The 14,501-nt window shown below is 68.4% G+C and carries 15 protein-coding genes; 9 read left to right on the top strand and 6 right to left on the bottom strand.

The genetic code is table 11. The features are described from left to right. Positions 1 to 10 precede the first annotated feature (10 nt). The 3 genes from ACP2WS_RS05495 to ACP2WS_RS05485 are packed head-to-tail and all read left to right on the top strand — an operon-like array spanning position 11 to position 2,209. Positions 11 to 595, top strand: coding sequence for a nitrous oxide reductase accessory protein NosL (locus tag ACP2WS_RS05495; RefSeq protein WP_374492062.1), 585 nt, complete (start codon positions 11 to 13; stop codon positions 593 to 595). Between the two features lie 20 nt (positions 596 to 615). Beyond that, positions 616 to 1,326 (top strand): nitrous oxide reductase accessory protein NosL, encoded by a 711-nt coding sequence (locus tag ACP2WS_RS05490; RefSeq protein WP_426459868.1) that lies wholly within the window; start codon positions 616 to 618, stop codon positions 1,324 to 1,326. 40 nt (positions 1,327 to 1,366) lie between these two features. Beyond that, positions 1,367 to 2,209: a pirin family protein gene (locus ACP2WS_RS05485; protein ID WP_426459866.1), complete on the top strand. Its 843-nt coding sequence runs from the start codon at positions 1,367 to 1,369 to the stop codon at positions 2,207 to 2,209. Between the two features lie 24 nt (positions 2,210 to 2,233). On the opposite strand, the gene ACP2WS_RS05480 is transcribed toward ACP2WS_RS05485, so the two are convergent. The 4 genes from ACP2WS_RS05480 to ACP2WS_RS05465 all read right to left on the bottom strand — a co-directional run bounded on the left by ACP2WS_RS05480 (position 2,234) and on the right by ACP2WS_RS05465 (position 6,018). Then, positions 2,234 to 3,226, bottom strand: a complete 993-nt coding sequence (locus tag ACP2WS_RS05480; RefSeq protein ID WP_426459865.1) for a PhaM family polyhydroxyalkanoate granule multifunctional regulatory protein — start codon at positions 3,224 to 3,226, stop codon at positions 2,234 to 2,236. Positions 3,227 to 3,563: 337 nt separating this feature from the next. After that, positions 3,564 to 4,118: a copper chaperone PCu(A)C gene (locus tag ACP2WS_RS05475; protein ID WP_426459864.1), complete on the bottom strand. Its 555-nt coding sequence runs from the start codon at positions 4,116 to 4,118 to the stop codon at positions 3,564 to 3,566. A 319-nt stretch (positions 4,119 to 4,437) separates the two neighbouring features. Continuing rightward, on the bottom strand, positions 4,438 to 4,836 hold the full coding sequence (locus tag ACP2WS_RS05470) for a hypothetical protein (RefSeq protein ID WP_426459863.1): 399 nt from the start codon (positions 4,834 to 4,836) through the stop codon (positions 4,438 to 4,440). Positions 4,837 to 4,998: 162 nt separating this feature from the next. Continuing rightward, positions 4,999 to 6,018: a fumarylacetoacetate hydrolase family protein gene (locus ACP2WS_RS05465; protein WP_426459862.1), complete on the bottom strand. Its 1,020-nt coding sequence runs from the start codon at positions 6,016 to 6,018 to the stop codon at positions 4,999 to 5,001. Positions 6,019 to 6,158: 140 nt separating this feature from the next. On the opposite strand from ACP2WS_RS05465, the gene ACP2WS_RS05460 reads away from it, so the two are divergent. The 4 genes from ACP2WS_RS05460 to ACP2WS_RS05445 all read left to right on the top strand — a co-directional run bounded on the left by ACP2WS_RS05460 (position 6,159) and on the right by ACP2WS_RS05445 (position 10,035). Further along, on the top strand, positions 6,159 to 7,427 hold the full coding sequence (locus ACP2WS_RS05460; protein WP_426459861.1) for a DUF3108 domain-containing protein: 1,269 nt from the start codon (positions 6,159 to 6,161) through the stop codon (positions 7,425 to 7,427). Between the two features lie 266 nt (positions 7,428 to 7,693). Next, positions 7,694 to 7,990: a BTH_I0359 family protein gene (locus ACP2WS_RS05455; protein WP_374492149.1), complete on the top strand. Its 297-nt coding sequence runs from the start codon at positions 7,694 to 7,696 to the stop codon at positions 7,988 to 7,990. Between the two features lie 230 nt (positions 7,991 to 8,220). Then, complete coding sequence (purU, locus tag ACP2WS_RS05450) at positions 8,221 to 9,069, top strand: formyltetrahydrofolate deformylase (RefSeq protein WP_374492071.1); 849 nt, start codon at positions 8,221 to 8,223, stop codon at positions 9,067 to 9,069. A gap of 54 nt (positions 9,070 to 9,123) precedes the next feature. Beyond that, a complete protein-coding gene (locus ACP2WS_RS05445) occupies positions 9,124 to 10,035 on the top strand; it encodes a LysR substrate-binding domain-containing protein (RefSeq protein ID WP_374492072.1) in 912 nt (303 codons plus the stop codon). A gap of 32 nt (positions 10,036 to 10,067) precedes the next feature. Here the strand turns inward: ACP2WS_RS05445 and ACP2WS_RS05440 are convergent, their stop codons facing one another. Further along, positions 10,068 to 11,207, bottom strand: coding sequence for an aminotransferase class V-fold PLP-dependent enzyme (locus ACP2WS_RS05440; RefSeq protein ID WP_426459859.1), 1,140 nt, complete (start codon positions 11,205 to 11,207; stop codon positions 10,068 to 10,070). A gap of 173 nt (positions 11,208 to 11,380) precedes the next feature. Here ACP2WS_RS05440 and ACP2WS_RS05435 point away from each other — a divergent pair, with 173 nt between their 5' ends. Beyond that, positions 11,381 to 12,373, top strand: coding sequence for a hypothetical protein (locus ACP2WS_RS05435; RefSeq protein ID WP_426459858.1), 993 nt, complete (start codon positions 11,381 to 11,383; stop codon positions 12,371 to 12,373). An 82-nt stretch (positions 12,374 to 12,455) separates the two neighbouring features. Here ACP2WS_RS05435 and ACP2WS_RS05430 read toward each other — a convergent pair whose 3' ends face one another. Then, positions 12,456 to 13,184, bottom strand: coding sequence for a YggS family pyridoxal phosphate-dependent enzyme (locus ACP2WS_RS05430; RefSeq protein ID WP_426459857.1), 729 nt, complete (start codon positions 13,182 to 13,184; stop codon positions 12,456 to 12,458). Between the two features lie 245 nt (positions 13,185 to 13,429). On the opposite strand from ACP2WS_RS05430, the gene ACP2WS_RS05425 reads away from it, so the two are divergent. Continuing rightward, positions 13,430 to 14,473 carry a type IV pilus twitching motility protein PilT gene (locus ACP2WS_RS05425; RefSeq protein ID WP_374492076.1) on the top strand — a complete coding sequence of 348 codons (1,044 nt, stop codon included), beginning with the start codon at positions 13,430 to 13,432 and terminating at the stop codon, positions 14,471 to 14,473. Positions 14,474 to 14,501: the final 28 nt, after the last annotated feature.

Raw genomic sequence — 14,501 nt, 5'->3', positions numbered from 1 at the left:
TCGACACACCATGAAGCCATATACCTGCCGCTGCTGCCAGGGGCGCAATGCCCGGCACGAATCCGTCTGTTCCGAACACCGGCTGCTGCTGGGCATGCTGGCACTCGCTGCCGTGGCGCCACTGGCCGCCTGCGGCGGGCGGGGCGAAAGCCGGGCCAGCGTGGCCCCGGTTGACTTCACCCGCAGCACGGCCTGCGAGCTTGACGGCATGCTGCTCGCCGACTACCCCGGGCCCAAGGGCCAGATTCATTTCGCCCAGGCCGACAAGCCCGCCTTCCACTGTGACACGGTCGAGGTGCTCAATGCCCTGCTGCAACCAGAGCAGGTGCGCAAGGTCAGCGCCGTCTACGTCCAGGACATGGGCAAGACCGACTGGGAGCACCCCCAGGGCGCATGGATCGACGCCCGCACGGCCCTGTACGTGCAGGGCAGCCGGCGCCACGGCTCGATGGGGCCGACCTTTGCCAGCTTCAGCCGCGAAGCGGACGCCCGTGCCTTCATCCAGCAGTACGGAGGCAAGCTGCTGCGCATGTCCGACATCCGACCGGAGATGGTGGACCTGCGCGGCGGGGCCAACACCGACAGCCACATGTGAGAAGCCCTTTCCCTGCTGCCATGCTGCCCATGCCCCCGCTGCCCCGTCCTCCTGCCCCTGCATCCGCCGTCTCCGCCGCTCGGAGCCGGCGGTGGTTCTGCATGGCAGCGGGCGGAGCATTCGCCACGGGTGCGGCGGGCTGGTTCACTCGCCGGCACTGGCTGCCCCTGCTCGGCACGTCGCCCGCCGGCGCGCCGGTGGCCTCGGCGTCCGCGTTGGAAGATACGGTGTGCATCACGGCCCCGGCCATTGCCCATGATCCCCGCAGCGGACTGCCACCATCGGCACCCCGCCCAGTCCCTGCCTCGGCACGCTGCCCGGTCTGCGGCATGTTTCCGGCGCGCATGCCGCGCTGGGCGGCACAGGTGCTGTATGCCGACGGTGCCGCTCACTTCTTCGACTCCCCGGTGGATCTCCTGCGCTTCCGGCACAACGTCGCCCACTACAGCGCCGGGCGCCCCGCCTCCGACGTGCGCTCTCTGTGGGTCACCGATCTGGCCACTGCCGCCTGGGTGCCGCTCGACGCGGCCTGGCTGGTGCAGGGCTCCAACACGCTGGGCCCCATGCGCAACCCCGACCTCCCCGCATTTGCCGACCGGTCACGGGCGCTGGCCCACGCACGCCGCCATGGAGGCCGCGTGCTGCAGGCCAGCACCATGACACCCGCCCTGCTGGCCCCCCTGGGTTCTGCACGTCAGGAAGCCATGCGCCGATCCATGCACGACACCTGATTTTTTCCCCCTCCACACACTGCTCTTCAGGAAAGCCTTTATGCGCAAACTGGTCATTGGCGCTTCGCGCGCACTCTCCGCACAGCCTCTGGGCACCCTGGGCGAGGAGCATGTCTTCTTCGACAGCCACGGCCTCGGCAAGCAGGCCAATCCCGTGCTCCATGCCAGCCATATCAGGGGCACCACTGCTGCAGCGGGGTGTTTCGTGCGTCCGGAGTCCGGCATCGAATGCCTGACGCTCGTGCTGCACGGGGCCCTGGACGTGCAGGATTCCGCTGGTCATCACGCCCATCTGCAGGCCGGAGATGCCGAATGGAGCACGGCAGGACACGGCACGCTCCACCGCTACGCGGACGCGACGGACACCCCGGTCGAAGCCCTCAGCGTCTGGCTGAACCTGCCTGCCGCCTACAAATCCACGCCCCCCCACAGCCAGCCCCTCCGGGCAGCGGACATCCCTGCCGTTCCCCTGCCGGATGATGCGGGATCCGCACGCATCATCGCCGGCGAATGGCAGGGCCAGATCGGCCCGGCCGAGACCGCCACCCCCGTGCAGTGCTGGGACGTCCACCTGCGGGCAGGGCATACGCTCGACGCGCCCCTGCCGCGCGGGTGGTATGCCAGTGCCCTGATAGTGGCGGGTGAAGCCGCCGTCGATTTCTGGCCGGGCAGCCTGGCGGCGCCCTCCCTTGTGTTCTTCGATGCGGCGGGGGATCAGGTGCAGATCCATGCCCTCGCCGACACGCGGCTGCTGCTCCTGAGCGCAGCGCCCCTGGAAGAGCCGCTGGCCACAGCCGACGCCATTGTCAGCAACAGCCCGGCCGAACTGGAGCAGGCGCTGGAAGCCGTCCGCACGGGACTCTGGGGCAGCCTCCCGGCCTGAGGAGTGCCCGCCCCATGCAGCGCCTCAGCGCGGCTTGCGGGCAGGGGCCGATGCGGGCTGGCCTGCCGTACTGGCTCCGGTGGCGGATCGGCGTGCCACCGTGGTTTTCTTGATGCCGGAAGCAGCCGCAGCAGCCTTGGGCCGTGCGGCGCTGGTGCGGGGCGTGTCGCTGCCGGACTTGGCCCCGGCCGCCCTGGAAGGACGCGCCGATGGGCCTGCCCCTGCAGGGGCCGCAGAGGCCGCCTTGCGTGCAGGACGGCGCGGGCTCGCCGCACGGGCAGCAGCAGGAGCCTCGCTCGTCGGGTCGGCCGCGGTGTCAGTGGCAGCATCCGCTGCGCCCGCCTGCTCGGTCAGAGAAGACGCCATGTCCTGCTGTGCACGGGCAAAGGCTTCCTGACGCTCAAGCACATCGGCCTGCGCCTGCTGCGCAATGTACTGGAAGGTCTGCAGCATGCCGGCCCACCACTGCCCCGCCTGGGCAAAGGCGGCATGGAGCGCTTCGGTTCCGCCCTGCGGAGGGGCCGCTGCATCCTCTGCCGGTGCAGACGGCTCCCCGGCCGCACTCTCCTCGGGGGAAGCACCGAAGCTGGCCCCGGGGGTTGCACCCACGGACGATGCCGCAGCCGTCGGCTCGGCGGGGGTGGAAAAATCGGCATCAGGCTGGCGTGCACCGGCACTCACGGCCTGGGTCACGCTCGACATGGTGTCGGCCATGCCCTGCTGGAACACCTGGGCCATGTCCGTGAGCCCCACGTTCATGGTGCGCAGCGTGGTCAGCGTCATCTTCTGCACTTCCAGCGCCTGAATCGTGGCCTTGAGGGCGGTGGTGTTCTGCTCCAGCCAGAACTGCACGGTCTTGAGCTCGTCGATGCGGCGCTGGATCTCCTCGGGATCCACCGTAGGGGCGACCCACTGTGCGGGAGAAGGCGTCAGGCCACGCGGCTGCGTGATCTGCTTGAGAAAGTCGAAGCCCGGAACGAACTTGCTGAAATCGAATCCCGCTGCATTGGCGCTCATGCTCTTGTCTCCTGAAATGGCGGATTGCACCCTGCACGGCACGTGCACGGCCCTGATCCACACAAGGATACTGCAAGCCCATCGGCCTGCATGCACGGGATAGTCCCGAACGGGGCAAAGAGCAGACACCAGTTCAAAAGGACGCACGCCACGGCCGCCAACATGCCCCGGAAAGAGGTGAAATCATCGGGCAGGGGCTGGGCGCGCCGGGCTCCACTCAGCAAGGGGAGCACGCGCCAGAACGGCCGCTTGCATGGCGTGCGTCAAATCATGAAAACACTTCCCGGCAGAGGCCCGTGCAGACCCCGGCCGGACTCAGGGGCACCTGCCCCTTGCCTTACGGATGGGGCATGGCCATGCCTCCGTGCATGCCGGGAGCATGGGCCGCAGCGCCGGCACCCGGCGTCATGGCCTGTACCGGCACCTGCAGCGTGCGCTGGAACTGCTGCCCGCGCGCATTGCGCAGCTCCAGCGTCAGGGGCACCGTGCTGCCGGCCGCGAGCGGCTTGTCCAGATCCATGAACATGATGTGGTAGCTGCCCGGGCGCAGAGACACGGTTTGGCCTGCGGGCAGGGGCAGCACCGGCAGGTGGCGCATCTTCATGACGCCGTGGTCCACGGCCATTTCATGCACCTGCACCACATGCGTGATGGGGCTGCGCGCCCCCACCAGTTCGAGCGGCTCGCTGGCCCGCAGCTCCATGAAGGCTCCGGTGGCTTTCTGCCCCGCCACCGTGGCCCGCACCCAGGGATGCTGCACCGACAGCAGATGCTCGCCAGCCACCGCCATGCGTGCCAGCGCATGGCCCGCATGGGCGGGTGCAGGCACCTGTGCCTGCACTGCGGCGGATGCGCCCAGCAGCCCGGCCAGCACGGCAGCGCCCCAGGCCATGGAAGAAGAAAAACGGAAAGAAGAGAAGGAAGACAGCGATGCAAAAGACATGACACACCTCAGAAGGCAGATGCAGGTTGCCCGCTCTGCCCTGTACACCGGGCATGCACGGACGAAGCCGTGGCCCGCCCGACAGCGCAAGGCGACGCAGCAACCCGCCGTTTCCCCGGATCACGGATCCGGAGGAAACAGACAGGAAAAACAAGGGAACGGAAAAAAGGGAACAGCAGACAGACACCTCGACACCCGACCATCCTCCGTCTGCCCATCTCATCGGAGACAGAACACACAGGGCGAATGCCTCGGTCTTGCCGGGTGCTCAGAGCAGGCGGGATGCAGGTGGGGCGCGGGCCAGCCGATGGGCCGGGAATCGGGCCGGGACCGAGGCCGGCAAAGTCGCCACGGGCTCCGCCACCGGGAGCGTGGCCGCAGGCACCACGGGCAGCAGCGCCGGTGGCGGCGCCATGGACACCGGCATGCAGAAGGCGCAGGTGCGTCCATGCAGCAGGGCATGCGACAGGTCATCCTGCGTCTCGGTCACGACGAGGACACCGCTCTCTCCCCCGGAGCAGACCACCTCGAAGGCCTCGGCCTTGACCAGAGGCGAGAACCATCCCGCCGCCAGAGCCAGCAACACCCCCCACAGCCAGCTCCGGGCGGAACCGGCCGGCATGCGCAGGACGCGCTGCAGGACTGAGGGAGAAAAAGCGAGCACCATGAAGCCCATTATGCGTGCAAACCCCTGACGCTCCAAGGGTCTTGGCAGACGGGCTGCCGTTCCTTGACGGACATCATGCGGTCCTCACCGGAGATGGCCCCTGGAGCGCACGCTTGCGGCGCCCCTCGCCGTGTGCGCCTTCGCCTGCAGCGCACGCAGCACTCACGACGCTGCGCTGTCCTCGTCGGCGTCGGCCTCGCCCTGCCCTTCGGGGCCTGCCAGCACCTGGTCAATGGCACCGAACAGACTGCGGCCGTCACGCCCTTTCATTTCGATGCGCACCGAATCTCCGGGCACCGGCCAGGCCGTCATGGCCTCGCCCTGCTCCAGCGCCTCGGACATGCGGCGATCGGCCACGCAGGCATAGCCCTTGCGGTTGTCCCGGTTGCTCGCCGCACCGGAGCCCATGACGCTGCCGGCGCGCAGAGTCCGCGTACGGCACACATGCGCCAGCAGCTCATGCAGCCCCCAGCGCATGTCGCTGCCGACATCGCACATGCCGACGCGGCGGCCGTTCCAGTCCACCTGCAGCGTCCCATGGACACGCCCTTCGCGCCAGCCCTCGCCCAGCTCGTCCGGCGTGAGGGCCACAGGGCTGAACACCGTGGCCACCCGCGCGAGCAGCACCCCCATGCCGCGTGCAAGCTCCCACTCCTCGATGGTGCGCAGACAGATGCTGTTGGTCAGAGCCAGAAGCCGAATGCCCTGCAGCGCGCGCTCGGCGCTGCACCCCATGGGCAGGTCGGCGGTGATGGCGGCCAGCCCCGCCCCGAAATCGGCCCCCGCCTCCGCAGGACAGCGCACGGGAGCGCAGGCTCCCCGGAAGTCGTCACTCGCCCCCTGAAACAGCAGCGGAGCCGCATCCGAGGGGATCGCCCCGGCAGGCAAGGCCATCCGCACCCGGGCCTCCTGGCGCGGAAAGGCACAGCCCTCCACCCACTGCGCCGCGCGCGGCAGGGGCGCCATGCAGCGCGCGGGCTCGAAGGGGAAGGCCTCGCGCGCACGTCCGGCGTTGAGCGCGTCATAGACATCCTGCAGCTGCGGACCGATGTAATTCCAGTCGTCGAGGGCCTGCTGCAGACGGTCGGCAGCATGGGTGGCATAGTGGGCCTCGCGCAGGTCACGCGACACCACCACCAGCACCCCGTCACGCGAACCGTCCCGGTAGGTGGCCAGTTTCATGGGGAACCATTTCTTTGGATGCGCTGCCTGCCGCCCCGCCGGGACCGTGCAAACAGGCGCTTACACAACACCGGGCAGGAACCCCCTGCCCGGGGGAATCGGGCATTCTAGAATAGGCCGGCTCTTTCGATCGCCTGTCCATGCCTGTCCTGCCTCCTGCGTCCCCGCCCTCTCTGCCACTGTCTCGCCTGCGTATCGGGCGCCGTGGCGCGCGCGGCCGCGCAGCCGTGCGCTGGCTGCCGCTGCTGGCCGCCACGGCCCTGGTGGTGACGGCACACGGGGTGCTGCTTGCACCGGGACTGTTCCTGCCGGCGCAGCCGGACACTGCTGCCACTCCGGCCGTCATCCGGATCGCTCCGGTACAGACGCGCGTGGTTCCGGCCCCGGTCCCCGAGACTCCGCTGCCGGCCTCCCCGACGCCGACACCAGCCCCCTCCCCGCACCTGGACACGCCTGCGCCGGCCCTGCATCTGCCCACCCCCCGCCTGCCGACCCCGGTCCGCTCCCGCCTGTCTGCCCCTGCCGCAGCGGCAGCCCCCACCGGCAGTGCCTCCGCTGCGGAGACTGCTGCCTCGGCCGCCTCTGCAGCCCAGCCGGCCGCTTCTTCCGCTGCCAGTGCACCGGCCCTGCCCGATCAGCCCTCCATGCCCGCCATGCCGGCATCTGGAGCAGCCCCGGCGGCTGCCGTGCCCCCGGCCGTGGCCGCCATGGCCCGGCAGCCGGCCCGCGTGCCGCTCGCCTACGAGCTGGCCTATGCAGTCACGGGCAAGCGCACCACCTGGAACTACCACGCCAGCTCGCGTCTGCAGTGGAGCAGCGACACCCAGGGGCGCTACCGCATGTCGTTCACGGTCAGTGCCTTCCTGATCGGTTCCCGCACCCAGGCCAGCACCGGCCTCCTGACTGCGAACGGCCTGCAGCCCGACCGACTCAGCGACGACTGGCGCGGCGGCCATGTCACCACGTTCGTGCGGCCTGCCGACGGCGCACAGGGCGCTGGCGGCCATATCGCCTTCTCCACGGGCCGGCCCGACGCCGCGCTGATGCCCGGCGCCCAGGACGAGGTCAGCGTCTTCATGCAGCTCGCGGCCCTGCTGGCGGCGCATCCCGGGCTGGGCCAGCCTGGCAGCACGCTGCCGATACAGGTGGCCGAACTCCGGGGTGCCTCGGTGTGGAACTTTGGGGTTCTGCCGGCCGACACCGTCACGGTGGATGGCAAGCCCCTGCAGACCGTGCACCTGCAGCGTGCGGCCACGCCCGATGCCTCCCGCACGGTGGACGTGTGGTACGCCCCCTGGAAGGCCGGCTCCGGCGAAACGGTCTACCTGCCCGTGCGGCTGCGCATCTCCGAAGCCTCGGGCGATTACGTGGAGCAGCTGCTGGAGCGGATGCCTGCCACGGCCCCCTGACCCGCGCATCCACCCTGCCTGCAGAAGAACGGGAACTTCTGCAGGAAATGCACATCCAATCCCCCAATCGGGGGAAGCTTTCCTGCACAGATTGCCAATTGACGCTACATTTCTGCCTTCATACGATGTGATGTAAGGGAAAAATGCACAGCAGCAGAATTTTTCTGCACATTCCCGTGTCCACCCCTGTTCTTGAAAGTGCCCATATGGACTACCATATCTTTGCCATGAACAACGAAGACAAATTCAGCCAGTCCACTGTGGGCATGAACACCCTCTACGACTCGGAAGCCTTCGCCGTAGTCCACATGCAGCCCACGCCCGAGCTGGACGCCGATGAAGCCATTCGCATGGATGGGCGCGCCCATCTCGCGCTGGCCCGCCACGGATTCGAGATCGTGGACAAGCGCTGCGGCAAGCACGTGTATCTCGACGGCAGCTGGGCCGAGCTGTTCCAGCAGCAGATCACCCGCTGGCAGGAAGAAACCCCCACCCAGGAAGAGGTCGAGGACATGCTCGACCACTACTCCGGTCTGGCGGGCAGCCCCGTCATGCTGCACTGACCGCATCGCGGGACATGCCGCACTGATCCGGCAGCGGGAGTGGCACCGCCATTGCCGGCTGTGCCCTGTTCCCGGCGCATGCCTCTGCCCCCTGCATCCCCGGCACGGAACCAGAGGGGCAGGATCACTACAATCAGGTGTTCTGGGCCCCACAGGCGCCGATATGGTGCGCGGGGGCTGTCCTTTCGGTCTGCGCCGTCCGGCACGGGCATGGCCCACCCTGATCTGTCATGACTCATCCCTACATCCTCACCCTGTCCTGCCCCGATCGGAAGGGGCTGGTACACGCCGTCTCCGGCTTCCTGATGGAGCAGGACGGCAACATCGAAGAGGCTGCCCAGTACAACGACTCGGGCACCGGACTGTTCTTCATGCGCGTGGGCTTCGTCTGCCCCGAGCCTGATGTGGCCGTGCTGCGCCGCCGTCTGGCCGAGTTCGCGGCGCCCTTCCAGATGCAGGCGCGCCTGTACGCCACCTCGCACCGCATGCCCACCGTCATCATGGTGAGCAAGGAAGGCCACTGCCTCAACGACCTTCTCTTTCGCTGGAAGAGCGGGCTGCTGGCCATCGACATCCGCGCCATCATCAGCAACCACCGCGACTTCTACCAGCTCGCGGCCAGCTACAACGTGCCCTTCCACCACCTGCCCGTGACGCGCGAGCACAAGGAGCAGGCCGAATCACGGCAACTCGAAATCATCGAGCAGGAAGGCGCCGAGCTGGTGGTGCTGGCCCGCTACATGCAGATCCTCAGCAACGACCTGTGCGAGCGCCTGTCCGGCCGGGCCATCAACATCCACCACAGCTTCCTGCCCAGCTTCAAGGGCGCCAAGCCCTACTATCAGGCGCATGACCGTGGCGTCAAGCTCATCGGTGCCACGGCACACTATGTCACCGCCGATCTCGACGAAGGCCCCATCATCGAGCAGGACGTGGCCCGCGTGGATCACAGCAAGACCGTGGAGGACCTCACCTCCATCGGCCGCGACACCGAGAGCCAAGTGCTCGCGCGCGCCGTGAAGTGGCACAGCGAACACCGTGTGCTGCTCAACGGACGGCGCACCGTCATCTTCCGCTGACGCCCTTGTGGCCGATGTGCCTGCGCTCCGTGCGGGCGCATCGGCCCTGCTGCCATGGCCCTGCGCATTCCCCCCATCCAATGTCTGCTGACCTTCGAGGCGCTGGCGCGTCTGCGCAGCGTCACGCACACGGCCGAGGAACTGTGCGTGACGCCCAGCGCGGTCAGCCACCGCATCCGGCAGCTCGAACAGCTCATCGGCACGCGGCTGTTCGGCCGGGCCGATTTCTCCCTCACCACCGAGGGCAGCGAGTACCTGTCGCACGTGCGCGAGGCGCTCACCATGCTGGAGCGCTTTCCGGGGCGTCAGGGCGCGCTGACGCGCCGCAAGCTGCGGGTGGCGGTCACACCCACCTTTGCGCGCAGCATCCTGATGCCGCGGCTGCGCCATTTCCTGGCCCTGCACCCTGAGATCGACCTCTCGCTGCACGTCAGCATTCCGCTGCTGGACGTGGTGGCCGAGGACGCGGATTTCACCATCCGCTTCGGCACCGGCCGCTATGCCGACATGGAATCGATCTGCCTGCTCGAAGACGCCATCACCCCCGTGGCCTCGCCCGAATACCTGCAGACGGCAGGGCCCTTTCCCTCGGTGCACGACCTGCAGCGCGCGGCCCTGCTGCGCAGCCCGCTCGAACCATGGCGCACCTGGTTCGTGGCCCACGGACTCGACTGGCCCGAGCCGGTGGACGGTTCCTCGTTCAACGATGTCGGCCTGGCCTGCGATGCCGCTGCCCAGGGGCTGGGGGTGGCGCTGGTGCGCCTGCAGCTCGCGCGCCCCTGGCTGGCCAACGGCACGCTCGCCCGCCTGTCCGAGCGGGAAGTGGCCAGCCCGCACGCGCACTACCTGTGCTGGCGGGCCGGCACCATGGACCGCTGGGAATGCACCGCCTTTGCCCAATGGCTGCAGGAAAGCCTGCGCGATGCGGCCACGACCCTCCCCGCCCCTCCGGCCGCGCCGACCTGAAGCCGCTGCACGCGCAGCCTGGAATGCCGCGTTCAGCCGGCCGTGTACCCCATGTCATCAAGTACCCGGGCCACGAAGTCGGCCGTGTGCGGCACGGCCCGCCACTTGTCGAGGCCGAAGAGCCCGAGCCGGAAGGTGCGGAACCCCTCAGGCTCTCCACACATGAGGGGCACCCCGCTCGCCGCCTGCATGCCCTGCGCCACAAAGGCACGCCCGTTCTGCATCTCGGGATCGGTGGTGTGGCTGACCACCACGCCGGGCGCCTTGTAGCCCTCGGCAGCCACGCTGGAGAATCCGCGCGCCTCCAGCAGCGCCCGCACCTGTGCTCCCAGCGCCAGCTGGCGCTCGCGGGTGAGGGCGAAACCATCGGCACGCGTCTCCAGCATGGCGTCGCGCAGGCGCACGATGCCGTCGGTGGGCATGGTGGCGTGGTAGGCATGCTGCCCCTGGGCATAGCCCTCGGCAATGGCCACCCACTTGCGCAGGTCGCAGGCAAAGCTGTCGCTCGTGGTCTGTTCCAGCGCGTGGCGTGCGCGCTCGCTCAGGCAGACGATGGCGCAGCACGGCGTGCTGCTCCAGCCCTTCTGCGGGGCTCCCAGCAGCACATCCACCTCCAGCGTCTGCATGTCGGCCCACATGGCTCCGCTGGCAATGCCGTCGAGCACCATGAGGGCCCCGACCTCGTGGGCCGCCCGTGCCACCGCCTGCACATAGGCGTCGGGCAGCAGAATGCCGCTGGCCGTTTCCACATGGGGCGCGAACACCACGGCAGGACGGTGCGTGCGGATGGCAGCGACCACCTCGTCGACCGGAGCAGGCACCCAGGCCGCATCCACGTCGGCCGTCAGGGGACGTGCCGTGCAGACCTGCACGTCCTGCGTGAGCCCGCATGTCTCCAGAATCTGGCTCCAGCGGTAGCTGAACCAGCCGTTGCGCACCACCAGCACGCGGCGCCCCCGGGCAAACTGCCGCGCCACCGCCTCCATGCCGAAAGTGCCGCTGCCCGGCACCAGCGCCGAGACATGGGCACCGTGCACCTCGGCCAGCACGGACTGGATGTCCTGCATCACCCCGACGAACCGGCGGGACATGTGGTTGAGCGCGCGATCGGTATACACCACGGAATATTCGCGCAGGCCATCGGGATCGACAAAGGGCAGCAGGCCGGACATGGGAGACTCTCCTGAAAATCGGGAAGGGAAGCGCCGGAACAACGGCCCGCACAGGCGGGCCGCCACGCGGACGGGCTGTGGAGTGCATGGTACGGGCAAACGGGAGCGCCTCCGGTGCGGCTCCGTCACAACACCCGTGCAGCAAAGGGGTGCAATGCCCGTATGCTTCTGGGATGCGTGCCTTCTATGCCCCGGTGGGGCTGACACCCTACGAAATCTCCGACATTGCCGAAGCCCTCGCGCCCCTGGCGGGCGCTGACGGGCCCGATGACGCGCCCGAGTGGAAGGCTGCGCCGCCGGGACTGGCGCCGGACCTCTATCTCACCCATCTGCGCTGCGTCGACCTGGACGACGACGGCCAGCAGGGAGCCGACGGCCCCGCCGACACGGCCATCGGATTCAACCGCTACATCCAGCGGGTGGCCCTGGACCCCCAGGGCCACTACCAGGGGCTGCCCGCGTGTCTGCTCGGCGAGGACGAGGAAGCCCATCAGGAATGGCGCAACAGCACTGACCACGCCGGCGAGGAGCTGGCGCAGAACCTCACCGAGAGCTTCGGGGGGCTCGATGCACTGCGCAGCCGCTACGCGCTCATCACGGCCATGGTCTCGCAGCGGGCCTCCTGGGGCTGCCATCATCTGGTGTGGCGCGATCCTGCCAGCAGCGCCCTGGTGGCCGTGGTCTCTGCCTCCCGCCGCAAGGTATGGCGCCAGCAGCATCTGCCGCTGGCAGCCATGCGCGGCGCCATGCTCTCCACCATTCCCTACGCCGAGGGCTGGCGCTTCGATGCCTCGGGCATGGAGGAGCTCTCGTTCTGGGAGCTGCTGTGGGAGTACACCCTGCGCTGCCCGCTGCCGCAGGTGCATGCCATGCTGCCGCCACGCCTGTGGCGCTACACGGTGCACGCCCACCGCACCTACCATCTGCCCGACCGCGTGCTGTCCGATCCGGCCCGCCATGTGCTCGCCCAGGTGCAGGATGGCCACCGGCTGCGCATCACCGATGCCCTCAGCCACCCGACGCTGGACACCGGCGAATTGCTGCGCGCCGTGGCCGGCCTGCTGTTCACGCGGGTGCTGGCCATCGACTGCAGGGCACTGAACCGCAAGGCGCCACCACGCCTGTTCGATCCCACCACACTGCACGCCACCGACGGCATGGACTGACGGGCAAGGATCAAGGCCTGCCACGCGCGGCGGCCCTGCGTATCAGGCCATCAGGCCATCAGGCCATCAGGCCATCAGGCCATCAGGCAGCGTCCTCCGGCGCCTGTGTCTTGACCGGACGCGCCCCGAAGATGGCGGTTCCGATACGCACCATGGTGCTGCCGGCTTCCACCGCTTCTTCCAGATCGGCACTCATGCCCATGGACAGGGTGTCCCAGCGCGGCAGCCCGAGCTGCCGGCCGACATCGTCGAACAGGGCGCGGGTGTCGCGGTGCACCGCCAGCGTCTGCTGCGGGTCGTCGCTGGGGTCGGGAATGCTCATGAGGCCGCGCAGCTCCAGCCGCGGCAGGGCCATGACAGTGCGTGCCAGCGCCAGCACTGCATCGGGCGCCACGCCGTGCTTGGTGGCCCCGCCGTCCATGTTCACCTGCAGGCAGACCTGCAGCGGCGCGCACGTCTCGGGACGCTGGCGGTTCAGGCGCTCGGCCAGCTCCGTGCGGTCCAGACTCTGGAGCCAGTCGAAGTGGGTGGCCACCAGCGCGGTCTTGCGACTCTGCAGCGGACCGATGCAGTGCCACTCCAGCCCCCGCGCGCGCAGTGCCTCGATCTTGGCCACGCCTTCCTGGACGTAGTTCTCGCCAAAGGCGTGCTGGCCGGCATCGGCCGCAGCGGCCACCGCCTCGGCGTCGAAGAACTTGGAGACCGCCAGCAGGCGGATGGATTCCACGGGACGTTGTACACGCGCCGCAGCCTGGGCGATTCTGTGCTGCACGTGCTGCAAATTCAGGGCAATCGGGGCACTGGAAAACATAGGGAGTACATTTGGATGTGGCAACTGGCTACCATGGAGGCAGCCAGGGGGCCTCGGCCGAAAGGGGACACGACAGCGAATCCGCTGCGGGCATGGGCAGCACGGGTGCGCCACAGGTGCATGATGAAGCACCGCAGGCCGTAACCCGGCCTTCGAGCCGGACAGGCCCCTCCTGCGGCCAGGGTGCCGCAGGGCGGCACCAGAGGCCGACTCTGCCCCGCATTCTTCTTCGACCAGGGATTTCCGTGGATATTACCCAACTTCTCGCATTCAGCGTCAAAAACAAGGCATCTGACCTGCACCTCTCGGCAGGGCTGCCCCCCATGATCCGCGTGCACGGCGACGTCAAGCGCATCAACCTGCCGCCCATGGAGCACAAGGAAGTGCACGCCATGGTGTACGACATCATGAGCGACACGCAGCGCAAGCAGTACGAGGAGGAACTGGAGGTCGACTTCTCGTTCGAGGTGCAGGGGCTGGCACGCTTCCGGGTCAACGCCTTCAACCAGAACCGGGGCGCTGCAGCCGTGTTCCGGACCATTCCGAGCAAGGTGCTGACGCTCGAGGACCTCAACGCCCCCAAGATCTTTGCCGAGCTGGCCATGCGCCCGCGCGGATTGGTGCTGGTCACCGGGCCGACCGGCTCCGGCAAGTCCACGACCCTGGCCGCCATGATCGACTACCTCAACGAGAACGAGCAGGGCCACATCCTCACGGTGGAGGACCCGATCGAATTCGTGCACCAGTCCAAGAAGTGCCTGGTCAACCAGCGCGAGGTCGGCCCCATGACGCACAGCTTCAGCGCCGCCCTGCGCTCGGCCCTGCGGGAAGATCCGGACGCGATTCTGGTGGGGGAAATGCGGGATCTCGAAACCATCCGCCTGGCCATGACCGCCGCCGAAACGGGCCACCTGGTGTTCGGGACCCTGCACACCTCCAGCGCCGCCAAGACGATCGACCGTATCATCGACGTGTTCCCGGCCGAGGAAAAGGAAATGGTGCGGGCCATGCTCTCCGAGTCGCTCGTGGCCGTGATCTCGCAGACCCTGTGCAAGACCAAGGACGGCAGCGGCCGCGTGGCCGCGCACGAGATCATGCTGGGCACCCCTGCCATCCGCAACCTGATCCGCGAGGCCAAGGTCGCCCAGATGTACTCCACCATCCAAACCGGCAACTCCGTGGGCATGCAGACGCTGGACCAGAACCTCACGGAGCTGGTGCGCCGCAACCTCATCTCTCCGGCCGAAGCCCGCAGCAAGGCCAAGATCCCCGAAAACTTCCCCGGCTGACCGGCCCCGCGCCCGTCCGCCCCCGACC

This window comes from Brachymonas moutaii (nom. illeg.), from assembly GCF_049977365.1.
Classification (GTDB): domain Bacteria; phylum Pseudomonadota; class Gammaproteobacteria; order Burkholderiales; family Burkholderiaceae_C; genus Brachymonas.
Note: the sequence above shows the minus strand (reverse complement) of the source record. Positions and strands in the feature narration are given on the sequence as shown.